Source organism: Flavobacteriales bacterium, from assembly GCA_016713875.1.
Lineage (GTDB): Bacteria > Bacteroidota > Bacteroidia > Flavobacteriales_F > PHOS-HE28 > PHOS-HE28.
This window is the reverse complement of sequence record JADJOI010000003.1, coordinates 1842880-1865589: the sequence shown is the minus strand read 5'-3', so window position 1 is coordinate 1865589 and position 22710 is coordinate 1842880. Positions and strand designations below refer to the sequence as shown.

General features: G+C 66.2%; 17 protein-coding genes. 10 read left to right on the top strand and 7 right to left on the bottom strand.

What is annotated here, in order from left to right:
* Positions 1 to 4 precede the first annotated feature (4 nt).
* The 4 genes from IPJ87_09575 to IPJ87_09560 all read left to right on the top strand — a co-directional run bounded on the left by IPJ87_09575 (position 5) and on the right by IPJ87_09560 (position 4053).
* Complete coding sequence (locus IPJ87_09575; protein MBK7942106.1) at positions 5 to 565, top strand: DUF5606 domain-containing protein; 561 nt, start codon at positions 5 to 7, stop codon at positions 563 to 565.
* 261 nt (positions 566 to 826) lie between these two features.
* Complete coding sequence (locus IPJ87_09570; protein ID MBK7942105.1) at positions 827 to 1282, top strand: hypothetical protein; 456 nt, start codon at positions 827 to 829, stop codon at positions 1280 to 1282.
* Between the two features lie 42 nt (positions 1283 to 1324).
* Complete coding sequence (locus IPJ87_09565) at positions 1325 to 2821, top strand: T9SS type A sorting domain-containing protein (GenBank protein ID MBK7942104.1); 1497 nt, start codon at positions 1325 to 1327, stop codon at positions 2819 to 2821.
* A 56-nt stretch (positions 2822 to 2877) separates the two neighbouring features.
* Entirely contained in the window at positions 2878 to 4053 is a 1176-nt protein-coding gene (locus tag IPJ87_09560; GenBank protein ID MBK7942103.1) for a M20/M25/M40 family metallo-hydrolase, read from the top strand.
* Positions 4054 to 4060: 7 nt separating this feature from the next.
* On the opposite strand, the gene IPJ87_09555 is transcribed toward IPJ87_09560, so the two are convergent.
* The 3 genes from IPJ87_09555 to murB form a co-directional block, all read right to left on the bottom strand.
* Positions 4061 to 4684, bottom strand: coding sequence for a hypothetical protein (locus tag IPJ87_09555; protein MBK7942102.1), 624 nt, complete (start codon positions 4682 to 4684; stop codon positions 4061 to 4063).
* Positions 4685 to 4774: 90 nt separating this feature from the next.
* Positions 4775 to 6949, bottom strand: a complete 2175-nt coding sequence (locus IPJ87_09550; protein ID MBK7942101.1) for a DPP IV N-terminal domain-containing protein — start codon at positions 6947 to 6949, stop codon at positions 4775 to 4777.
* A gap of 80 nt (positions 6950 to 7029) precedes the next feature.
* Positions 7030 to 8046, bottom strand: a complete 1017-nt coding sequence (murB, locus tag IPJ87_09545; protein ID MBK7942100.1) for a UDP-N-acetylmuramate dehydrogenase — start codon at positions 8044 to 8046, stop codon at positions 7030 to 7032.
* Between the two features lie 401 nt (positions 8047 to 8447).
* Between murB and IPJ87_09540 the strand changes: the two genes are divergently transcribed.
* Positions 8448 to 9572: a glycosyltransferase gene (locus tag IPJ87_09540; protein MBK7942099.1), complete on the top strand. Its 1125-nt coding sequence runs from the start codon at positions 8448 to 8450 to the stop codon at positions 9570 to 9572.
* Positions 9565 to 10683 (top strand): glycosyltransferase, encoded by a 1119-nt coding sequence (locus IPJ87_09535; GenBank protein MBK7942098.1) that lies wholly within the window; start codon positions 9565 to 9567, stop codon positions 10681 to 10683. The genes IPJ87_09540 and IPJ87_09535 overlap by 8 nt, the downstream gene beginning before the upstream one ends.
* 334 nt (positions 10684 to 11017) lie before the next feature.
* On the opposite strand, the gene IPJ87_09530 is transcribed toward IPJ87_09535, so the two are convergent.
* Entirely contained in the window at positions 11018 to 11701 is a 684-nt protein-coding gene (locus IPJ87_09530; GenBank protein ID MBK7942097.1) for an ATP-binding cassette domain-containing protein, read from the bottom strand.
* 173 nt (positions 11702 to 11874) lie between these two features.
* Here IPJ87_09530 and IPJ87_09525 point away from each other — a divergent pair, with 173 nt between their 5' ends.
* Together IPJ87_09525 and IPJ87_09520 are read left to right on the top strand one after the other, a co-directional pair.
* Positions 11875 to 14979: a tetratricopeptide repeat protein gene (locus tag IPJ87_09525; protein ID MBK7942096.1), complete on the top strand. Its 3105-nt coding sequence runs from the start codon at positions 11875 to 11877 to the stop codon at positions 14977 to 14979.
* Positions 14976 to 16670, top strand: coding sequence for a hypothetical protein (locus IPJ87_09520; protein ID MBK7942095.1), 1695 nt, complete (start codon positions 14976 to 14978; stop codon positions 16668 to 16670). Before IPJ87_09525 ends, IPJ87_09520 begins: the two co-directional genes overlap by 4 nt.
* A gap of 64 nt (positions 16671 to 16734) precedes the next feature.
* On the opposite strand, the gene IPJ87_09515 is transcribed toward IPJ87_09520, so the two are convergent.
* Both IPJ87_09515 and IPJ87_09510 read right to left on the bottom strand, forming a co-directional pair.
* Positions 16735 to 18180, bottom strand: a complete 1446-nt coding sequence (locus IPJ87_09515; protein MBK7942094.1) for a hypothetical protein — start codon at positions 18178 to 18180, stop codon at positions 16735 to 16737.
* Between the two features lie 74 nt (positions 18181 to 18254).
* Positions 18255 to 18659: a hypothetical protein gene (locus IPJ87_09510; GenBank protein ID MBK7942093.1), complete on the bottom strand. Its 405-nt coding sequence runs from the start codon at positions 18657 to 18659 to the stop codon at positions 18255 to 18257.
* Positions 18660 to 19038: 379 nt separating this feature from the next.
* On the opposite strand from IPJ87_09510, the gene gyrB reads away from it, so the two are divergent.
* Entirely contained in the window at positions 19039 to 20994 is a 1956-nt protein-coding gene (gene gyrB / locus IPJ87_09505; protein ID MBK7942092.1) for a DNA topoisomerase (ATP-hydrolyzing) subunit B, read from the top strand.
* A gap of 89 nt (positions 20995 to 21083) precedes the next feature.
* Here the strand turns inward: gyrB and IPJ87_09500 are convergent, their stop codons facing one another.
* A complete protein-coding gene (locus IPJ87_09500; GenBank protein ID MBK7942091.1) occupies positions 21084 to 21395 on the bottom strand; it encodes a hypothetical protein in 312 nt (103 codons plus the stop codon).
* A gap of 288 nt (positions 21396 to 21683) precedes the next feature.
* Between IPJ87_09500 and IPJ87_09495 the strand changes: the two genes are divergently transcribed.
* The gene (locus IPJ87_09495) at positions 21684 to 22661 is read left to right on the top strand and encodes a hypothetical protein (protein MBK7942090.1); all 978 of its coding nucleotides are present in this window, start codon (positions 21684 to 21686) and stop codon (positions 22659 to 22661) included.
* Positions 22662 to 22710 lie beyond the last annotated feature (49 nt).

The window sequence follows — 22710 nt, the reverse complement described above, 5'->3', positions numbered from 1 at the left end:
ACCCATGGACCTCAGCAAGATCATTTCCGTGGCCGGCAAGTCCGGTCTCTTCCGCGTGGTGGCCCAGGCCCGCCAGGCCATCATCGCCGAAAGTCTTATCGACGGCAAGCGGGTGCCTGTTCCCACCTCCATGCGCGTGAGCTCCCTGGAGGAGATCAGCATGTTCACCACTGGCGATGACGTGCCCCTGAAGGACGTGCTCGCCAAGCTGCATGCCCAGGAGAAGGGTACGCTGAGCGTGGATCCCAAGGGCGATGAGGAGACCTTGTGGAAGAAGCTTGGCGAGGTGCTGCCCGAGCACGACCGCAGCCGGATCTACCCGAGCGACGTGCGCAAGCTGTTCGCCTGGTACGAGCAACTGGCCCGTTCGGGCGCGCTGGACGCCAAGGAAGAGGCGAAGGACGGCGATAGGACGGCCGACACGAAGGCGGGAGAGAAGAAGAGCAAGGGCCCGGCCAAGACCGATGTCGCCGTGAAAAAGGCCAACGCGCCGAAGCCCGGCACCGGCACCAAGGCCAAGAGCGCCGGCACCACCGTGCGCAAGGGCAGCCAGCGCGGCAGCTGAGCCCCACCGACCTCAGAGCCTCTTCGGGATCTCTTCAAATGCGCTCTCCGGCCCCTTTTCCGGCCATGCTTCGCCGAAAAATGGTCACGGAGGCACCGCTATGCGACAATTTTTAGCTGTGCCTGACCAAGAAGATGGTCTCGGAGCCCATCATTCAAGAGATCCCGAACAGGCTCTCAGGACCTCAAGCGTGACCGCTCCACGGTCATGCGTCACCGCCCGCGGACCTGCTACCTTGGGCCACCTGCAAGGAACCTGCACATGATGCGAAGCCTACCCGTGATGCGCTTGGGCGTAATGCTCGCCCTCGGCGCGATCGTCGCCGTGTTGATCGCCTGGAATGATGGTGGGCCACCGGTGGCCAAGGCCTACCATACCGCGGAGGAACTGGCCGCATTCGCCGCGGACCGCGGTGGTCAGGGCCTGGCCGTGGGCCAGAACACCTACTTCATGGCCAGCGGCAACTGCGAGGGCTGCCATGGCCATGACCCCATGGAGTACGCCGGTGTGGACTCCAACGGGGTGGACGTGAACGTGGTGGATGACTGGCGCAGCTCCATGATGGCCAACAGCGCCCGCGATCCCTTCTGGCGCGCCAAGGTGAGCCACGAAGGGCTGGTGAACCCGGCCCTGCAGGGGATCATCGAGGACAAGTGCACCAGCTGCCACGCCCCCATGGGCCGGCACGACAAATTCCTTACCGGCGGCGGTCATTAGTCCATCGCGGAGCTGGAGCAGGATCCCATCGGCCTCGCCGGGGTGAGCTGTGTGGGCTGCCACATCCAGAGCGCCGACAGCCTGGGCCTGCTGTTCAGCGGAGACCTGCGCTTCGATACGCTCGGAAGCCCCCTCTACGGTCCCTATGGCGGGCCGGATGACCCGCTGCCCCTGTTCGGCGCACCGATGACCTCCTTCGTGGGCTACGAGCCGCAGTACGGGGCGCACATCAACAGCGCCACCTTATGCGCCGGTTGTCACACCTTGATCACTGAAACCGTCGACCTGCAAGGCAACCTTACGGGTGGCTCTTTCGCCGAGCAGGCCACCTACCACGAGTGGCTGAACAGCCGCTTCAACGACCTCAACGGCGACCCCAACGGCATCAGCTGCCAGGGCTGCCATGTGCCCCGCAACGACGACGCGGTGGTGATCTCGGCGCTCTACCTCTTCCTGCAACGCCGCTTCCCCTTCGGCATGCACCACTTCGCCGGGGCCAACAGCTTCATGCTGGGCCTGATGAAGGAGAACATCGGCCCGCTCGGGCTCACGGCCAACGAGACCCAGTTCGACAGCACCATCGCCCGCACCCTGCGGCTGCTTCAGGACCAGAGCCTGCTGATGGAGGCCACCGTGGTGGACCGCACGGCGGACACGGCCTTCATCGACGTGTCGCTGCTGAACCTGGCCGGCCACAAGTTCCCCAGCGGCTACCCCAGCCGGCGGGCCTTCATGGAACTGCTGGTGATGGACGTGTCAGGCCAGGATACCCTCTTCCGCAGCGGGGGCTTCGACGACACCTACGAGGTGGTGGGCCACGACGCGGACTGGGAGCCCCACCACGACGTGATCACCAGCGCCGACCAGGCCCAGATCTATGAGCACGTGATGGGCGATGTGAACGGCGACAAGACCACCGTGCTATTGCGCGCCGATCAGCACCTGAAGGACAACCGCCTCGCACCAGAGGGCTTCACCACGACGCACTACGCCTACGACACCTGTGTGGTGGCCGGGGTGCCCGCCACCGACCTGGACTTCAACCGCGACGCGCTGGGGGTCGAGGGCAACGGGGGCGACATCGTGCACTACCACGTGCCCATGGGCGGCTACACCGGGCTGATCAACGTGGTGGTGCGCTTCTGGTACCAGACGGCGCCGGCCCGCTGGAACCAGGAGCTCTTCAGCTACAGCAGCGCACCGATCGACAGTTTCGAGACCATGTACAACGACGCCGATCGGAAGCCCGTGCTGGTGAAGGAGGTGCAGCTGACCGACTTCTCCGTGGGCATCGACGGCCTGGTCGACCTTGGCGTGCGCGTGTTCCCCAACCCGGTGCGCGACGGCGTGCTGCGTGTGTCCGGCCTCACGGGTCGGGTGCGCGAGGTGGTGGTGTACGACGCCGGCGGCCGCGAAGTGGCCCGTCCGCTCCTCACCTCCGGCACGCTCGTCATTCCCATGCACGGCCGTCCGGGCACCTATCTTGTATCCATCCGCACGGACGAGCGCACGTTCGTGGAGCGTGTGGTGGTGCAATGAAGCGTCTCATGAGCTCCTTCCGAGCATTCGTGCTGGCAGCGCTACTCCCGGCGGTGATGCCTACCCTCGCGCAGAACACCGCCGTGGCCGACATGCTGAGCGCCACAAGCATCGACAGCATGATGCGCTTCGTGGAGGAGCTCAGCGGCGAGGTGTCGGTGGACGTGGGCAACGGACCGGTGACGATCGTGAGCCGACACAAGAACGCCGCGGGCAATCCGATCGCGGCGGACTACATTCAGCAGAAGCTCGGTTCCTGGGGCTACGCGCCCGCTGTGCAGGTGTTCAGCGGCGGCACGGGCGAGAACATCCTCGCGGTGAAGCCCGGCTTGGTGCACCCGGGCCGCAAGGTGATCATCTGCAGCCACTATGACGCCATGCCGGGAGGACCGGTGGCGGCGCCCGCCGCCGATGACGATGGCAGTGGGACGGCCGCCACCCTGGAGGCTGCGCGCGTGTTCGCCGACATGGCATTCGACCACACCGTGGTCTTCGCCTTCTGGGACGAGGAGGAGCTGGGCAAGCTCGGGAGCATCTTCTACGCCGGTGTGGCCGCCGCCAACGACGACACCATCGCCGGAGCGGTGAACATGGACGCCATCGCCTACGATGGCAACGGCGACGGCCTGATGCGGATCCACACGCGGGCCGTGGCCAACTCGCTCGCCATCAAGGACACGGCCCTGCTGGTGAACGGGCTCTACGGCCTGGGGGCCAACATCGCCATCAATACGCCGGGGGCCTTGTACAGCGATCATGCCTCCTTCTGGGCGGAGGACTACGGGGCCATCCTGGTGATCGAGGACTTCGACAACGACCCCAACCCGCAGTACCACACGCCGAACGACCGTGTGCAATTCATGGACGTGCCCTATTTCGAACAGCTGGCCAAGCTCAGCTTCGCCACCACGGCGCACCTGGCCATCCCCCTGGATCCCGGCACCGGTGTGGCGTCCACCGTTGCCGCGCCGACCGTCGCGTTGCGCATCTGGCCCGTGCCCACGGACGGTCCGGTGAGCGTGCAGGTGAACGGTGCGATCGATCGCGACTGGCGGATCGAGCTCATGGACCTCACCGGTCGCTTGGTGCGTCCGCTCCACCAGGGTGTGCTACCCGCCGGGCGTCCGCTGGTGCAGGCCGATCTGCGCGGAACCCCCACCGGCCACTACATCGTGCGGGCCACGAACACGAAGGGCGAGGTGTTGACCTCGCCCTTGGTGCTGGTGCGCTGAGCACGCGTCACTCTTTCACGAACGGCTTCATGATGGGCTTGCGGCCAGTGCCGAGCACAAGCAGGTAGTAGTTGCCCGCAGGCAGGCCCGTCAGGTCCACCGCGTTCAGCTTCGAATCGAGCAGTGGTTGGCTGCGCACCACCCGGCCATCGGCGTTCAGCACCTCGCCGGTCTGCGCGCCCGTGCAGCCGTTGATGGAGACCATGAGGCGGTCCTGCACCGGTACCGGGAAGAGCATCACGGCATCGGGCTGACGGTACTCCTGCACATTGGTGGGGTCGACCACCGTGATGGTGCCGAACTGGGTGGCGGCATGGCCCTGCTGGTCGCAGTGGTACTCATAGAACCCCGGCACCGTGAAGGTGAAGGTCCACGGGTATTGGGTGTTCTGCGGCGTGCCGGAGTAGAAGCTCGCCGGGTTGTTCGGGAAGGTGCTGGTGCTGCCGTTGATGTTGTGGGTGCCCGAGGTTTCGTCCCACACCACGATATCGCCCACCTCGATCACGAGGTCCTGCGGTGCATAGTAGGGGTCGGTGGTGCCGATGGTGCTGCCGCCCACGTCCACGTTCCAGGTGGTCTGAGCCAGCAGCACGGTAGGGCAGAAGGCGAGTAGCGTCAAGGTCCTGAGCATACGTTCGGGTTTTGCCCAAAGGAAACTCACCATGGTGAATATCCTGCGCCACATGCGAGGCCTATCGCGTGATCCCAAGGCTCCGGTCCGTCACTTCCCCGGCAGGAGACTTCGGTCGATCCGGTCCAGCACCATGGTCATCAGGTGCAGCCGGTCGCGGCCGCGCACATTGTGAGCATGGCCGGGGTACACGAAGAACTCCACCTGCTCGCCCTTGCCGACACAATCCTTGAGGAAGGCATAGCTGTGTTCGGGCAGGACGACATCGTCCTGCAGGCCGTGGATGAGCATCAGTTCGCCCTGGAGCTGATCACACTTGCCCACCAGCTGGCTGGCCGCGTAGCCCTCGGGGTTCTCTTGCGGGGTGTCCATGTAGCGTTCGGTGTACATCACCTCGTACATGGCCCAGTCCATCACCGGGCCGCCGGCCACGCCGAGCTTGAACGTGCCGGGGGCTTTCAGCATCAGGCTGGTGGTCATGAAGCCGCCGAAGCTCCACCCGTGCACAGCCATGCGGTCGGGGTCCACGAAGGGCAGGCTCTTCAGGTAGGCCGCTCCATGTAGTTGGTCCTGTAGCTCCGCCTCGCCCAGCCGCCGGTGCACGGCCTGCTCGAAGGCGCGCCCACGCCACGGGCTGCCGCGGCCGTCCACGGTGAACACCAGGTAGCCGCGCTCCGCCGCGTGCAGCATCCACAGCGGAGCCCCGCCGAGCCAGCTATCCGTCACGAGCTGCACGTGGGGGCCGTTGTACAGGTACACGATCACGGGGTAGCGCTGGCGGCTGTCGAACCGGCTCGGCTTGATCAGACGTGCGTGCAGGCGCTCGCCGTTCTCCCCGGGGATGTCCAGCAGTTCCACCGCACCGCGACGCACACCGGCCAGCGGGTCCTTGCTGTTCAGCATCACCTTCAGGCCCTGGCCGGTGCGGGCGTCGAGCAGTTCGATGCGTGCGGGCACCGTGGTGCTGGTCCACTGGTCCAGGAGATATTGCCCGTCGCTGCTCAGTTCGCCATGGTGCGTGCCGGGCGCGGTGGTGAGGGCCGTGCTGCGGCCATTGTTCATCTCCACGCGGTAGAGCTGTGTGCTAATGGCGCCGGCCCCGGTGAAGCCGGTGCCCACCTCGGTGCCTTCCACGATCACCGCCGTTTCGCGCGCGTCGAGCCCCACGATGCGCTTGACGTTCCACGCACCGGTGGTGAGCTGCCGCACGAGCCCGGTCCGCAGGTCGTACAGGTACAGGTGCGTCCAGCCGTCGCGCGCGCTGGTCCAGATGAACTGCTGCGGCTGGCGCTTCAGAAAGCGCATGGGCACCAGCGGCTCCACGTACCGTTCGTCGCGCTCCTCCAGCACGGTGCGCACGGCGTTGCCCGTGGCGAGGTCGTACTCCACCAGGCGTGCGGTGGTGGTGGCGCGGTCCAGGTGCACCACGTACACATGCCGCTCATCCGGGCCCCAGGCGATGTTGGTGAGGTACTGGTCCTTCGGCTCGCCCGTGTTCAGGAAGAGGGTGCGCCGGGTGGCCAGGTCGAACACGCCGATGGTGACGTGGTGGCTGGCCTGCCCGGCCATCGGGTAGCGGATGGCCTTGAAGCTGCTCGGTTTGCTGCCGATGTCCTCCAACTGGTAGGTGGTCACCATCCGCTCGTCCATCCGGTAGAAGGCCAGCTTGCCGCCGCCGGGGCTCCAGAAGGTGCCCTTCTCGATGCCGTATTCGTTGCGGTGCACGCTCTGTCCGTTCACGATGCCGTCCGTGCCGTCGTTCGTCACGCGCACGGCCTGGGGCGCGTCAGGCAGGCCCACGTACAGGTCGTTCTCCACGGTATAGGCCACCCGGCCTCCCTCGCCCATGTCCTCGTGCGCCGCCTCGGGAAGCAGCCGCACCCGCGCGTTCAGTGTGCGTCGGCCGCGGTCCCAGGTGTACACGTGGCTGTTGTGGTCGAAGCGGAAGCGCGCCGCCGACTCCCAGGTGATCGCCGGGAAGGCCTTCAGCTTCGCGCTGTCCGGCAGGTCGCGGTTCAGGTCGGTGAGCGTGGCGGCCACCTGATCGCTCATTTTGCCGATGCCGTTCTCCCACAGCGTGTCGCGCTTCACGTAGCTGTAGGTGGTAGCCCCCTGCACCCAGCTGAGCTGCGGCCATCGCTCCGGACCCAGATCGGTGCCCGCTTTCTGCATGGCGTCGCGCAGGGTGAGCTCCTGCAGTTGGGCCGTGGCGGAGGCGGCGAGGAAGAGCAGCGGCAGGGCCGCGCGCGAGCGGAGGAGGGTCATGGCGGAGGGATGGGGCCCCGAAGATGCGGATCCCGGGCCGACCCGGCATGCTTCCGCGGGACGGTCGGCGCGGGGCGGGCTCAGAGGATGTTGACCTCGCGCTCCAGCTCCACCCCGAAGCGGGCCTGCACATCGCGGAGGACGCGCTCGCTGAGGTCGAACACCTCCCGCCCGGTGGCGCCGCCGTGGTTCACCAGCACCAGGGCCTGGCGGTCGTGCACGCCGCAGGCGCCGTCGCGTCGTCCTTTCCAGCCCGCCTGTTCGATCAGCCAGCCGGCGGCCAGCTTCGCGTGGCCCTCACCGGCCGGGTACACGGGCGCTGCGGGATGCGCCGCCTGGATCCGCCGGGCCACGGCCTCGGGCACCACGGGGTTCTTGAAGAAACTGCCCGCATTGCCCAGCACCGCGGGGTCGGGCAGCTTGCTGCGGCGGATGTGCACCACCGCGTCGCTGATGTCGCGCACGGTGGGTGCCGTGATGCCGCGCTCGGCCAGCACCTCACGGATGGCGCCGTAGCCGGTGCTGAGCTCCGGATGTTTCCGCAGGCGGAAGGTGACGTTGAGGATCACGAAGCGGTCCCGGCCCTCGCGCTTGAAGAAGCTCTCGCGATAGCCGAACCGGCAATCGTCCGCGCGGAAGGTGACCACGTTTCCGTCGTCCATCTTCAGCGCTTCCAGCGCGGCGAAGCTGTCCTTGAGCTCCACGCCGTAGGCGCCGATGTTCTGCATGGGGGCGGCGCCCACCTTGCCGGGGATCAGGCTCAGGTTCTCCAGGCCGCCCCAGCCCCGCTCGACGGTGTGCATCACCAGCTCGTGCCACACCACGCCGGCGCCGGCCTTCAGCCACACGTGGTCGTCGTCCTCCTGCACCACGGCCACGCCGGGCAGTTCGTTCAACAGCACCAGGCCCGGCCAGTCGCGGGTGAACAGCACGTTGCTGCCGCCGCCGAGCAACAGGCGTGGCAGCGGCTTCAGCTCGGGCGCGCCCAGCAGCTGCCGCAGCGTGTCCACGGTGCCGAAACGGGCGAGTGCGCTGGCGCGGGCCGGCACCCGGAAGGTGGTGTGCGGGGCCAGGTCGGCGTCGTGCTCCACGGTCATGGCGGCAAGTTTACGGAGGGAGGCTCAGGGCCGAGGCGGAGACTCTTTGTGCCAGCGATCTCGAAAGCTCATGCGCAGAAGAACCCATGTGAGCAACGCGCAAGAGAGCTGAATCAGGAATGGAACAGGTGCCTGAACAACGAGCAGAAAGAAGCCATAGACAGCATAGGAGAGCGCTAAGGTCCAGTGATGTTCAAGCGAGTGCGTCATATGGTACTGTATTACGGGTGCCCCCCAGTAAGCGAGTGCAGCAATTGCGGTGAGGAGATCGAGGGCGTTATGCTTGGTCATTAATGTCTCAATATCGCGCCAGCCTGTGACAACCGAGAGATGTTCTCCTTGCATCTGCCCGCGGATGCGGGCTTCACAAGATAACCGGAGGGCCGCGTTAATTTGGGCCGATGCCCTCCACGCCCAAGCGCGCCATCGTCTCCGTCACCAACGACCTGGCCACGGACAACCGCGTCCACCGCACGTGCACGGTGCTGCAGGACCTGGGCTACGCGGTGCTGCTGGTGGGTCGCATGCTGCCCGGGAGCCCTGCGATCGAGCGCCCCTACGCCACCACGCGCATGCGGTTGGTCTTCCGCAAGGGGCCCTTCTTCTACGCGGAGTACAACCTGCGCCTCTTCCTGCTGCTGCTGCGGCGCCGCGCCACCGTGCTGGTGAGCAACGACCTGGACACGCTGCCCGCCAACTTCCTCGCTGCACGGATCACCGGCACCACGCTGGTGTACGACAGCCACGAGCTGTTCACCGAAGTGCCCGAGCTGGTGGGCCGGCCCCGCGTGCAGCGCGTGTGGCGCACCCTGGAGCGCTGGATCTTCCCCCGCCTGAAGCACGTGGTGACGGTGAACGAGAGCATCGCGAACGTCTACCGCCAGCGCTACGGGGTGCCGGTGCACGTGGTGCGCAACATCCCGGTGCCAAGGCCGCTGGCCCCCGCGCCGGGGCGTCCCGCGCTGGGCCTGCCGGACGACCGCTTCGTGCTGGTGCTGCAGGGGGCGGGCATCAACGTGGACCGCGGCGGGGAGGAGGCGGTGCTGGCGATGCGCCATCTGCCGCAGGCCCTGCTGCTGGTGATCGGCAGCGGCGACGCGTGGCCCGTGCTGGAACGCTTGGTGCAGGAGCACGGCCTGCAGGACCGGGTTCGGCTGATGGGCCGTATGCCCTACGAGCGGCTGATGGACTTCACCCGCGCCGCCGACCTGGGCCTGTCGCTGGACAAGGACAGCAACCTGAACTACCGCTACAGCCTGCCCAACAAGCTCTTCGACTACCTGCACGCCGGACTGCCCGTGCTGGCCACCGACCTTCCCGAGGTGGCGGCCGTGGTGCGCGCCCACGACTGCGGGGTGCTGCTGCCCATGCCCACCCCGCAGGCCATCGCCGGTGCGGTGGAGGCCCTGCGCACCGATCCGGACCGGCTGGCCGCCTTGCGGACGAACGCTACTTTCGCGGCCCGAACGTTCGACGGCGCCCGGGAGCGTGATCTCCTCCGCCGGCTCTTCTCCGACCTTGGCTGAGCGCCACCTGCATATCGTCAGCTTCGACGTGCCCGCCCCGCCGGACTATGGCGGGGTGATCGATGTGTACCACAAGGCCGCGGCCCTCGCCGAGCTCGGCGTGCGGGTGCACCTGCACTGTTACACCTACGGCCGCAAGCCCGCGGAAGAGCTCGACCGGTTCTGCGCCAGCGTGCACTACTACCCGCGCAGCACCAGCAAGCACCTGCTCTTCAGCAGCCTGCCCTACGTGGTGGTGAGCCGCCGCAGCGACGAGCTGCTGGACCGGCTGGCGATGGACGAGCACCCCATCCTGTTCGAGGGCCTGCACTCCTGCTACTTCCTGGGCGATCCGCGCCTGGCCGGTCGCCAGCGGCTGGTGCGCACGCACAACGTGGAGCACGACTACTACGACGCGCTGGCCAAGGCGGAGCGGGGCACCTTCAAGCGCACCTACTTCACCCAGGAGGCCCGCAAGCTGAAGCGCTTCGAGCCGGTGCTGAGCGAGGCCGATGCGCTGCTGGCCATCTCACCCAACGACCAGGCCTACTTCGCCGCGCATTTCCCCCGCGTGGTGCATGTGCCCGCCTTCCACCCCAGCGGCCGGGTGGACGTGCCGGGCGGGCTGGGTCGCTTCTGCCTCTACCACGGCGCCCTCAGCGTGCCGGAGAACGACCAGGCCGCCCTCTACTTGGTGAACGAGGTGTTCAACGAGCTGCCCGTGCCCCTGGTGATCGCCGGCAGCGGGGCCAGCAAGGAGCTGCGTGCCGCCGTGGCCGGCTCCACCAACGTGAAGCTCCGCGAGAACATCCCCACCGCCGAGATCACCGAGCTGGTCCGGCAGGCCCAGGTGAACGTGCTGCCCACCTTCCAGGCCACGGGCATCAAGCTCAAGCTCCTGCTCTGCCTCTTCACCGGCCGCCACGTGGTGTGCAACAGCCCCATGGTGAAGGACACCGGCCTGGAGGACCTCTGCCTGGTGCATGACGACCCCGAGCACATGCGGCTCAGCATCCAGGCCTGCATGGCCAAGCCCGCCAATGGCAGCACGCTGGAACGCCGCATCACCGTGCTGGAGGAGCGCTTCAGCAATCGCCGCAACGCTCAAACCATCGTGGACCTGCTGCGCTGAACGCGGGGGGGAAAGTGCGAGGGTGGAAGAGTGCGAGGGTGCGACCGAAGCTCACGCGGAGGGGCAACGGGTGTGGGGAGTTCGAGTGCGTCCACTGAGTCAGAATTCCGAGGGGACCTGACGGCAACAGGGGACTTGACCTCACGCAAAGGGGCAGAGGGCGCGGAGGCTGGAGGCCTGAGGCGGGCGGCTGGAGGCCGGTGGCTGGAGGCCGGTGGCTGGAGGCTGGTGGCCGGTGGCTGGTGGCTGGAAGCTGGGGTGCAGCGGTTCGGTGGTGGAGAGGTGCAGGGGTGCGGGGCACCGTTCGCGGTCCGCACATCGGACAGACCCGGGCCTAGGCGCTCATCCGTTCCTCCAGCAGCTTGCCGTCGTGGCAGCGCACCACGCGCGCGTTGAGGGAGCGCATGTGGGTGTAGTCGTGCGTGGCCATCAGCACGCAGCGGCCGCTCTGGCTGATGCTGTACAGCAGGTCCAGGATGCCGCCGGTGGTCTCGGGGTCGAGGTTGCCGGTGGGTTCGTCGGCCAGGATCAGCTCCGGGTCGTTCACCAGCGCACGGGCGATGCTCACGCGCTGCTGTTCGCCACCGCTGAGCTCATGGGGCATCTTGTAGCCCTTGGTGCTCAGCCCCACCTTCTCCAGCACTTCGGCCGCCCGCTGGTCCATGCGCTTGCGGTCCGTCCACCCGGTGGCCTTCATCACGAAGAGCAGGTTCTCGTTCACCGTGCGGTCGCCGAGCAGCTGGAAGTCCTGGAACACGATGCCGATCTTCCGCCGCAGATAGGGCACCTGGCCCCGCTTCAGCGTGCGCAGGTCGAAGCCGCAGCAGCGCCCTTCGCCCTCGCGCAGCGGCAGGTCGCCGTACAGCGTGCGCATCAGGCTGCTCTTGCCCGTGCCGGTGCGGCCGATGAGGTAGATGAACTCACCCTTCGACACGGTGAGGTCCACCAGGTTCAGCACCAGGTTCTCGCGCTGGAAGATGCGCGCGGCGCGCAGCTCGATCACAGGGGCGTCGCTCATGCTGGTCCGCGTGGAACCCTTGCGGGACGCGGGGCCCCAAAGGTGGAAAATTTCCCTGCGGCCCCCCGCGTTGAGGGTGTGCGGCCCGTGCGTCGCATGAACAGTTCCGCGTGGATAAGTCCGAACGGCGCACGCCTTGCCTCCCTGGCCCGCCCAGGATCTTTGGTCGCTTGATGAAGACCCTCCGCCGCCCGCCATGCCGTCCGCGCTCTGCCGCGCTGGCCCTGGCCCTGCTGCTGGCGGTGGTGGCCGGGGCCCAGCGGCCGGCCCATTACGAGCGCCCCCGCGCCGCCATCGACCACGCCCGCGACCTGTTCGACAAGGCCCAGTACACCGCCGCACAATACGAGCTGGACCGCATCGCCGAGGCCACGCGCGACGCCAAGGCCCCCGTGCGCATCGAGGCCGAGTTCCTCAGCGCCCTCAGCGCCGTCCGCCTCTTCCACCAGGATGCGCCCGTCCGGCTGCTCCGCTTCATGGACGAGCACCCCGAGGACCCGCATGTGGCCGCCGTCCGCTTCGAGCTCTTCCGCCACTATTTCACCAGCAAGCGGTGGACCGACTGCCTGGCCTGGGCCGTGCAGGTGGACGCTACCGCGCTGGGTGCCGCCGATGCCGAGGAGTTCCACTTCAAGCACGGCTACGCCCACTTCCAGGAGGGGCATACCGAGCACGCGCTAACCGCCTTCGGGCGGGTCAAGGATGGCACCGGCCCTTACGCCGTGCCGGCCCGCTACTATACGGCCCACATCGACTATGAGCGGGGCCGCTATGCCACCGCCCTGCCCGTGTTCGAGCAGCTGCGCGACGATCCCTCCTTCGGGCGCATCGTGCCCTTCTACATCGCCGAGATCCACTTCATGCAAGGCCACTACGACGAGGTGATCGCCTACACCAAGCCGCTGCTCGAAGACCCCGAGGGCACCAAGCGCATCGGCGAGATCAACCGCCTGGCGGGCGAGGCTCACTACCGCACCGGGCGCTACGCTGAGGCTGTACCCTACCTCGAAAAGGCCATCGCCCGCGGGGCCGGCGTGGGCCGCACCGAGCGCTATCAGTTGGGCCATGCCTACTACAAGGCCGGCGACCACCAGAAGGCCCTGTCCCAATTCACCCTGGTGACCACCGAGGACGATAGCCTGAGCCAACTGGCCGTGTACCACATGGCCGACTGCTATCTGGCCCTGAAGGAGAAGAACTACGCCCGCAACGCCTTCAAGCGCGCCTACCAGCTGGGCTTCGACGCCCGCATCACCGAGGATGCGCTGTTCAACTACGCCAAGCTCGCCTACGAGCTGAGCTTCGACCCGTACAGCGAGGCCATCATCGCCTTACGCGACTACCTGAAGAAGTACCCGGACACCCCGCGCCGCGACGAGGCCTACGGCTTCCTCGTGGACGTGTTCCTGAAGTCGCGCAACTACGAGGCCGCGCTCGAGGCGCTGGACGAGATCCGCGACAAGGACACGCGGCTGAAGTCCACCTACCAGCGCCTGGCGCACGACCGCGGCGTGGAGCTCTATGATGGCCGCCGCTACGCCGACGCCGCCAAGGCCTTCCAGCGGGCGCTCAAGTTCCCGATGGACCCGGTGGTGAACGCCCGCTGCCACTACTGGATGGGTGAATCCTACTATGGAGCCGGTGAGCAGGAGCAGGCCCTGCGCAAGTACGATGACCTGCGCAACAGCCCGGGCGCCTACGCCACCGACCTCTACGAGCAGGCCAGCTACAGCATGGGCTACGCCTACTTCAAGCTGAAGCAGTACGATGAATCCCTCACCGCCTTCCGCCGGTACACCGCCGCGCCGCGCACTGACGCGAAGCAGCGCGCCGACGCCCTGCTGCGCATCGGCGACCTGTACTACCTGGCCAAGGACGAGGAACAGGCCGTGGCGTACTACGACCAGGCCATCAAGGCCGGCACCGTGGACAAGGACTACGCCCTGTACCAGAAGGGCGTGTGCCTCGGCCTCGACCAGAAGTTCACCGAGAAGATCGCCGTGCTCCGCTCGCTGCTCACCGACCGGCCGAACTCGCGCTTCGCCGCCGACGCCAAGTTCCAGCTCGCCGAGACCTACATCAACCTGGACAAGGACGCCGACGCGCTGGGCTACTACGAGCAGGTGGTGCAGCAGCACCCCCACAGCCCCCATGTGCGGCAGAGCATGCTGCAGAGCGCCCTGGTGCACAAGCGGCAGGGCGATGCGGACCGCGCCCTGCAGGCGTTCAAGGCCATCGTGGCGCAGTACCCCACCGTGGAGGGCTCGCGCGATGCGCTCGCCGGCATCGAGAGCATCTACGTGGAGCAGGGCAAGGTGGGCGAGTACGAGACCTACCTGCGCTCGCTGAACTTCGTGGACCCGGCCAGCCTGGACCTCGACGAGAAGTACTACCGCAGCGCGGAGGCGCTCTACTTCGACGACAAGTGCGACCAGGCCATCGGGGCCTTCGGGGACTACCTGGCCAAGTATCCCCAGGGGGCCTTCGCCATCCACGCGCGCTACTACCGGGGCGATTGCGCTTACCGCGCCAAGCGCTACACCGAGGCCCTGCCCGACCTGGAGGCCGTGGCCGCGGCGGGCACCCCGGACCTGCTGGAGAGCGCCCTCTTCGGCGCCAGCGACATCCTGTTCCGCGAGCAGCGGTGGGAGGGGGCCTTGCAGCACTTCACCCGGTTGGAACAGGTGGCGGCCATCCCCCAGAACGTGCTGGCGGCCAAGGTGGGGCGCATGCGCTGCCTTCGCGAACTGGGCCGTCCGGACGATGCCGCGCAGGCCGCCGAGAAGGTGCTGCTGGAGCCCGGCATCAGCGCTGACCTGAAGGCCGAGGCCGGGCTGCTCGCCGCCGCCCGCGCGCTGAACACCAACGAGCTGGACAAGGCCTACACCGCCTACAAGGCCGTGGCCCAGGCCAGCACCAACGCCTTCGGCGCTGAGGCCCGCTACCACATGGCCTATGTGCGCTTCATGCAGCAGCGCGGCCGCGACGCCGAACAGGAGGTGTTCCAGCTGGTGCAGAAGTACCCCAGCTACGAGCACTGGAAGGCCCGCGGCTTCATCCTGCTGGGCGATGTGTACATGCAGCTCAACGATCCCTTCCAGGCCAAGGCCACCCTGCAGAGCGTGATCGACCATGTGCAGGATCCCGCCCTGGTGCAGCAGGCCCGCACCCGCCTGGACGCCATCCTGGCCAGCGAGGTGCAGCAGACCACGCCCGCCCCGCAGGACGACATCGAGGTGCCGGTGAACGACAGCCACCCCAACGCCGAAGAGGAATGAGCGTGCGCCACCTCCTGCTCCCCCTGGTCCTGGGCCTGCCGCTGTGCGTGGCCGCTCAGGAAGGCAGCACGCCCGGCGGGCAGTACTACATCCACGGGATCTACAACCCCACCATCGCCGACGTGCAGAAGATCTACCAGCGGCCCGCCCTGCTGGACACGGTGGTGCCCGAGCGCACCATCACTTACACGGTGCAACCCGTGCAGGCCCGGCTGCCGGTGAAGGTGGACAGCATCGCCCCGGCCAAGCTCAGCGTGTCGCAGGCCAACGAACGCCTGTACAAGGGCTTCGTGAAGCTCGGTTTCGGCCTGTACAACACCCCGCTGGGCGAGCTGTACTACGACCAGGGGCGCAGCAAGAAGGACGCCTACGGCATCCACCTCAAGCACTTCAGCAGCGCCGGCGGCTTGAAGGACGTGGGGCCGAGCGACTACAGCTTCAACTCGGTCGATGCCTTCTACACGCGCATGCTGCGCCACCACGCCATCCAGATCCGGGGGGACTATGCCCGGCGCGGCGTGGGCTACTACGGCTTCCGCACCGAGGGCTTCGACACCCTGGGCCTGGAGGTGCCCAACCCCCGCCAGGTGTACAACGACATGGGCTTCACCGCCCGCGTCCGCAGCCTGTATGCCGATAGTGCGGCCCTGGCCCACGACGTGCGGCTGGATGCCCGCTACTACACCAACAAGACCGGTAGCCGGGAGACCAATATCCGCTTCGTGGCCGAGGCCGGCAAACAGGTGGGCTCGGAGACCTACGCCGGACAGCTGCTGATCGACAACAACGCCTACACGGGCCTGGCCAGCGACACCGTGCCCAACTTCCGCCAGAACGGCACGATGGTGACGCTGACGCCCTCGGTGAGCACCCGGGGTGAGCGCTATGTGGTGCGCGTCGGCGCCGGCATCACGGTGGATGCGCTTGCGAAGACCAGCTTCCACGTGTTCCCGCAGGCCTATTTGAGCTACAGCCTGTTCGACGACATCCTGGTGCCCTACATCGGGGTGGACGGGCAGCGCCGCCGCAACAGCCTGCGCAGCATCACCCAGGAGAACCCTTGGACCGAAGCCGCCCCGGCACTGGCCAACACCAGCCTGCTTTACGACCTGTACGGCGGCCTGCGCGGCAGCCTCAGCAGCACCCTGGGCTTCGATGTGCGCGTGAGCTACAGCGGCTGGAAGGACCGCCTGCTCTACGTCACCGAGGCGTTCAACAGCTTCGGCAACCAGTTCGCCCCGGTGTACGACGACATGCAGGTGCTGGACGTGAGCGGCGACATCAGCTACGATGCGGGACGCGGCATCCGGGCCCACGCCCGCCTCGACATCTTCAACTACACCATGGGCGACCAGGTCGAGCCCTGGAACCTGCCCCCGTACCAGCTGACCCTGGGGGGGCAGTACAGCCTGCGCGAGAAGCTCATCGTGAAGCTGGACGCCGTGCTGATGGGCAAGCGCAAGGCCTTCAGCCCGGTGTGGAGCAGCGTGCAGGATACCAGCCCCGACCGCACCGAAGTGGTGGAGCTCAACGGCTTCGTGGACCTGCACCTGGGGGCGGAGTACCGCTACACCAAGCGGCTCAGCGTGTTCCTGCAGGCCAGCAACCTCAGCGCCAGCCGCTACGAGCGCTGGTACCGCTACCCCGTGCAGCGCACCCTGCTGATCGGCGGGGCGAGCTACGCGTTCTAGCCGTTGGGCCGGATGAACGAACGGACCCCGCCCGTGGCGGGGTCCGCGTTCTTGAACGGGCGGACTACTCGATCAACACCCGGGTGCTGCCCAAGGGCTTGCCCTTGCGGAATACCTCCAGCACGTAAAGCCCGGCAGGAAGTTCCTTGCGCGCGAGCACCGTGGTCGGGCCATTGTTCATGGCAGGCTCCGAGCGCACCATGCGCCCCATGGCGTCGCGCCAGATCAAGTGGTCAGGCGGTGGGCTATCACCCCACACCAAGGCACCCCGCTCGGCGATCGGGTTGGGCACGGCCCGGAAGGAGGCCGCCGCCTGCCGCTCGGGTACCCCCAGCCAGACCGGCTCGCTGTCGTGGTAACGCTTGCAGAAGAGGGGCAGGCCCCAGGTACCGAAATTGCTGCTCCCCATGTAGATGTACTCCCAGTTGATCGGTGGGCCAGCAAGTGTTATCGGCAATTCTGGTAGACGCAAGAGGGAGCCGCCGCCAGCGTAGAGTCCTCGCAAATACAGTTTACCATCGGCTCCGAACAAGAGGTTGTTTCCCGTGGTGTCCTCGCCCCAAGGTGAGAGGCCAGCGAATGAGCCGTCCTTTCCGAGCGCGCTCCGCGCGATCTCTGGATCCGGAAGCCCGAGATCGTATTGGAGGACAACGCTCTGGTTGTATCCGCTATCGCTGCGCGCCGTGTCCAAGATGCAGACGTAAGCATGGCTGCCGCTCGGCGCGATATCCACCCCGCAGACGAAGTCCGCACGTTTCCGGATGAACAGTGTATCGCCGGTGAAGTTATCGATGATACGAGTGGCTGGCAGCAGCGCATCGGTCCGCAGAAGAACCGAGCCGGACGCCGGATCGAACCAGAACAGCGCCGAGGCTGCGGTATCCTGGGTGTGAGCGTAACCCATGAACAACTGTTCCCCCATCACGGAAAAGCGCATATCGCCATGGTAGTCCGACGAGAATTTCGCCGAGGTGCCCGTGGGGCCGATCACGGGCCCCGTGTTGGAGATCACCGGGGTCAGTGCCAGCCCGGATGCATTGAACACGTACGCCTGGAAGGCGTTGGACCCATCGGCGTGCTGGAGGATCCAGTAGTCGCTGCCGTTGGCGTGCAGGGTGGCCGCCAGCTTCGCCGTGCAGCCGGTCATGTACCAAGTGGTGCCCGTCCCCACCACGGCCCCGGCCCCGCCGTTGGCGCTCATGTCCACCTCCACGTATCCGGCCTGCTTGGTGGCCTCCGTGGTGTTGACGAACACCGCGTAGTGCTGCGGGGCACCGGGCTTGGGCAGGATGAGCAGGCTGGCCAGCTCGGCCGGCCAGCCCAGGTCCTGCGTGCCGCCGCCCTGCACCAGGTCGAAGTTGGCGTTGTGGATGCCGGTCTCATCCACCACCAGGCTCAGGGCGCCATCCGATTCGCTGATGCTGGCGCTCCGCTTGGTGATGGACCATGAGCAGGGGATCACGGTGGCCACCTCGTTGTACAGGTTCAACCAGTAGTTGGAACCGAACAATACGTTGTAATTCCGAGATTGACCGAACAGTGACGAGCTTACGATTAGCCCGGCCCCAAGGAAGAGGTGACGGACTACCATGGGTCCCAATCGATCTTGTTATTCATACCGCCATCCCCTTCGACCCATGCCCAATAGTCCGGGGCCAATGGCGGGTGCGGGCACACTTGAACGGTATTGCTCCAGCCGCTTCCCGTGCAGGACCAGGTGGCCCATGTGGTGCCGGTCCACAGCTCGATCGAATTGATGTAAGTACCAGTCACCGTCACGGACGCAGAGCCGAATGCAGGAATGCTCAGGCTTGTGGTGGACGGCAACGTGGTCGCCGGGCAGTTGTTGCTGTGCTTGATGATCGCCGCATACGGACAGCCGGTCGCATTGTCGATCCGGAAGGTGGCCCCGGCCATGGGGGCGATGGGGTGGCCGGAGCGGAAGGCCGTGAGCAGCGCCGAGGGCAAGGCGAGCAGGCCCACGAGCATCAGCAGCTTAGCGGTGTGCGGAAGGGCGGAAGGGCGGAAGGGCGGAAGGGCGTTCTCATGGTGTGATGAGTTTGCTCCGAAGCTAATCATCCATCATCTTCATTCGACAGGGTGGTGGAGAACTTCAGGAGCCGGAAAGGGGGGCGTTGGACCAAGGGGCGTGCCGAGGCCCGTTCCCGGACCACCTTGATGCTCCCTTCAGCACCGTATAGCGATCCCCCGGACATGGGCAAGACGGAAGGCCCTGTTAAATATCAACAAAACCCGCGTCGCTGTTGGGAAAAGGTCCCCTTCGGCACACGCCGATCCGGTATCTTCGCGAGCCCTTCCCATCCGGGGAGGCAGAACCTCAAGGAACATGTCCGAGACCGTCGTGGAAATGAGCGAGAAGAAGAAGGCCGCCGCCAGCTATTCGGCGGACAGCATCCAGGTGCTGGAAGGCCTGGAAGCGGTGCGCAAACGCCCCGCCATGTACATCGGTGACATCGGGGTGAAGGGCCTTCACCACCTGGTGTATGAAGTGGTGGACAACTCCATCGATGAGGCCCTTGCCGGGCACTGCGACACGGTGGAGGTGAGCATCACCCCCACCAACGGCATCCGCGTGAAGGACAACGGACGCGGCATCCCCGTGGACATGCACGCCAAGGAGGGCCGCAGCGCCCTGGAGGTGGTGATGACCGTGCTGCACGCCGGGGGCAAGTTCGACAAGGACAGCTACAAGGTGTCCGGCGGTCTGCACGGTGTGGGCGTGAGCTGCGTGAACGCGCTCAGCACCCTGCTGCGCGCCGAGGTGCACCGCGACGGGAAGAAGTACGAGCAGGAGTACAGCGAAGGCAAACCCCTGTTCCCGGTGCGCGAGATCGGCGCCACGGACTACCGGGGCACCATCGTCACCTTCCAGCCCGACCTCAGCATCTTCCAGGTCAGCGAGTACAACTTCGACACCCTGGCCGCCCGCCTCCGCGAACTGGCCTACCTGAACAAAGGCATCAAGCTCTCCCTCACCGACGAGCGCCGCACGAACGAGGACGGCAGCTTCGTGAGCGAGACCTTCTACAGCGAGAAGGGCCTGGTGGAGTTCGTGAAGTACCTGGACGGCAACCGACAGCCGTTGATCGAGGACGTGATCTACATGGAGGGGGAGAAGCAGGGCATCCCCGTGGAGATCGCCATGGTGTACAACGACTCGTTCAACGAGAACCTGCACTCCTACGTCAACAACATCAACACCCACGAGGGGGGCACGCACCTGGCCGGCTTCCGCAGCGGCCTCACCCGCACCCTGAAGAAGTACGCGGACAACAGCGGGGCCACCGGCAAGCTCAAGTTCGAGATCGCGGGCGACGACTTCCGCGAGGGCCTCACGGCCGTCATCAGCGTGAAGGTGGCCGAGCCCCAGTTCGAGGGCCAGACCAAGACCAAGCTGGGCAACAACGAGGTGAGCGGCGCGGTGAACATCGCCGTGAGCGAGATGCTCGAGAACTACCTCGAGGAGCACCCGCGCGACGCCAAGCAGATCGTGGACAAGGTGATCCTGGCCGCCCAGGCCCGCCACGCCGCCCGCAAGGCACGCGAGATGGTGCAGCGCAAGGGCGCCTTCACCGGCGGCGGCCTGCCCGGCAAGCTCGCCGACTGCCAGAGCAAGGATGCCAGCCAGAGCGAGCTCTTCCTGGTGGAGGGCGACTCGGCCGGCGGAACCGCCAAGCAGGGCCGCAACCGCGAGTTCCAGGCCATCCTGCCCCTGCGCGGCAAGATCCTGAACGTGGAGAAGGCGATGCAGCACAAGATCCTCGACAACGAGGAGATCCGCAACATCTACACCGCCCTGGGCGTGCACATCGGCACCGAGGAGGACTCCAAGGCGCTGAACATGGAGAAGCTGCGTTACCACAAGATCATCATCATGTGCGACGCCGACGTGGACGGCAGCCACATCCAGACGTTGATCATGACCTTCTTCTACCGCCACATGCAACCGCTGATCGAACGCGGCTGCCTCTACATCGCCACCCCGCCGCTGTACATGGTGAAGAAGGGCAAGGAGCAGGTGTACTGCTGGACCGAGGCCGAGCGCGACGCGATCGTGGAGCGCATGAAAGGGGCCAACAAGGACGCCAGCGTGGGCATCCAGCGCTACAAGGGTCTCGGTGAGATGAACGCCGAGCAGCTATGGGAGACCACGATGGACCCCACGCGCCGCACCTTGCGTCAGATCACCATTGAGAACGGCGCCGAGGCCGATCGCGTCTTCAGCATGCTCATGGGCGACGATGTGCCGCCCCGCCGCGAGTTCATCGAAAAGAACGCGGTGTACGCCAAGCTGGACGTGTAAGGCCCACAGGCATCTTGCCTGTGCCCCCCCGGAACGGGAAAGCCCGGCGATGAGCCGGGCTTCTTGCGTCGTGCTGCAGGCAGCGACCATCACCCGTTCCATGGGGTTGATGAACTTGCACCGTGATCGCGCCCGTCCAAGCCAATGATGAACCCCGCCGATGGAGGCGTTGGTCGTCCGTACTGTTGGCGGCGTGCGTTCTGCTCGTGCTCCTGGACCGATGGCTCGTGCTTGAGCGGTTCTCGTTCCGGTACATCGACGATGATCAGACCATTATGTGGAATGCTGCCGAGGAAATGGCGCATGGCCGTTTTCATGAGCCCTTCTTCTACGGTCAGCGGTACAACACCATGCTGGAGGGTCTCCTGGCAGTGCCGCTTCTTTGGGCCGGTCTGGGTCATGAACGTGCCCTGCCCTTGGTCACCGCCTCGCTTGCGCTGTTCCCCTACTTCATGCTCGCCGCATTGGCGTACCGCGATCGCCGGCCCGTGCAGACCGCATTGATCCTGGTGGTCCCGATCGCTTTGCCCGTGGAGTTCGGCCTGGTATCCTCCATGCCGCGAGGGTTCGTGACCGGTGTCTGCCTCGCCTCATTCTCCGTGGTGCCCCTGTTCCCTCAGCTACGCATGCTGCTCGCACCCTGTGCGTTCCTCGCCACGCTTGCGTGGACCGCGAACCCCAACGCAGCGTTGCTGCTGGCACCGGTGCTGGTCCTGCTGGCCTTCAGGTTCCGCGGGGACCGACGCGCGTGGCTTCACGTGGCTGTAGGAGCCATTCCCGGCCTTGCGCTACGGCATCTTGCCAACACGTTCTATGATGCCCGCCCTGAGTACGTGGTCCATCGGGAATGGCCGTTGGACTTCGATCTGCAACGGATCACGCTGCAGGCCGTCGACCTTTTACTGGGCCAGGCGACGCCCTTCTTCTGGGGGCATGGCGGCTTTCTCGTCCTCATCCTGCTTGGGCTCGGTGCCTGGCTTTGGACCCGTAGGCACCGTGAGGTGGCGGCCTTCCTCCTCCTCAGTGCGGTGGTGTTGGTGGCCGCGATCGGTGTCAATAAGGTGAATGACGGGATGCCGACCGTGTTCTATTCCTGGACGAGGATGTTCATCGGTGCACCGGTGTTGGTCGTCATCGCCTTGGCGCTCGTTCCTGAACTTCTGCCGCGCTGGTCGATCGGAGTGGTCGGACTGGCTTCCGGAGCGTTGCTGGGCCTCAAGGTCACACGACTCCCTATCGTCATTGAAGTGCAGGTCCATCCCGCGAAGGAGAAGAACCTGCATGTCATGGCGCTTCAGGAGGTCAAGACACGATGTGCGAAGATCCACGTGGTGGCCATGGAGGAGAAGGCCGACCTACTTGTGTTGGGCTGGCTGCCAACCAAGCACATGATGAACTACGGGTGTCCGTGCCTGATCGATGGTTTTCCAGAGACCGTCCAGCCCGACCTGGATAGGCGCACCTGGAAGCTCAAGGAACTTGAGCGTGTGACGATCGACCGCATACTCCTCGATGGCTTCGATGCAGTGGCCTTTGCCGACCGCTTGAACGGAAGGATACAGGTCATCGAAGCGTCGTCGGCCCCACCCCTGCTCCTGATCACCGGGCCCTCCATGGGGACCGGCGACCTCCTCGATAGCCTCGGACTGGGCATGCGAAACCACTGACCGCGCTGTGGCACGCGCCTGAACGGGAAGGTCGATCATGGATGGGCGC

Excerpts from the sequence above, each read along its gene's own strand:
- IPJ87_09575 (MBK7942106.1), top strand. The coding sequence starts at position 5 with ATGGACCTCAGCAAGATCATTTCCGTGGCCGGCAAGTCCGGTCTCTTC.
- IPJ87_09570 (MBK7942105.1), top strand. The coding sequence starts at position 827 with ATGATGCGAAGCCTACCCGTGATGCGCTTGGGCGTAATGCTCGCCCTC.
- IPJ87_09560 (MBK7942103.1), top strand. The coding sequence starts at position 2,878 with ATGCCTACCCTCGCGCAGAACACCGCCGTGGCCGACATGCTGAGCGCC.
- IPJ87_09555 (MBK7942102.1), bottom strand. The coding sequence starts at position 4,684 with ATGCTCAGGACCTTGACGCTACTCGCCTTCTGCCCTACCGTGCTGCTG.
- IPJ87_09550 (MBK7942101.1), bottom strand. The coding sequence starts at position 6,949 with ATGACCCTCCTCCGCTCGCGCGCGGCCCTGCCGCTGCTCTTCCTCGCC.
- murB (MBK7942100.1), bottom strand. The coding sequence starts at position 8,046 with ATGACCGTGGAGCACGACGCCGACCTGGCCCCGCACACCACCTTCCGG.
- IPJ87_09540 (MBK7942099.1), top strand. The coding sequence starts at position 8,448 with ATGCCCTCCACGCCCAAGCGCGCCATCGTCTCCGTCACCAACGACCTG.
- IPJ87_09530 (MBK7942097.1), bottom strand. The coding sequence starts at position 11,701 with ATGAGCGACGCCCCTGTGATCGAGCTGCGCGCCGCGCGCATCTTCCAG.
- IPJ87_09525 (MBK7942096.1), top strand. The coding sequence starts at position 11,875 with ATGAAGACCCTCCGCCGCCCGCCATGCCGTCCGCGCTCTGCCGCGCTG.
- IPJ87_09520 (MBK7942095.1), top strand. The coding sequence starts at position 14,976 with ATGAGCGTGCGCCACCTCCTGCTCCCCCTGGTCCTGGGCCTGCCGCTG.
- IPJ87_09510 (MBK7942093.1), bottom strand. The coding sequence starts at position 18,659 with ATGCTCGTGGGCCTGCTCGCCTTGCCCTCGGCGCTGCTCACGGCCTTC.
- gyrB (MBK7942092.1), top strand. The coding sequence starts at position 19,039 with ATGAGCGAGAAGAAGAAGGCCGCCGCCAGCTATTCGGCGGACAGCATC.
- IPJ87_09500 (MBK7942091.1), bottom strand. The coding sequence starts at position 21,395 with ATGACCCAGACCGGCCCAAAGAAGCGGCACTGCCAGGAGACCCTCCAG.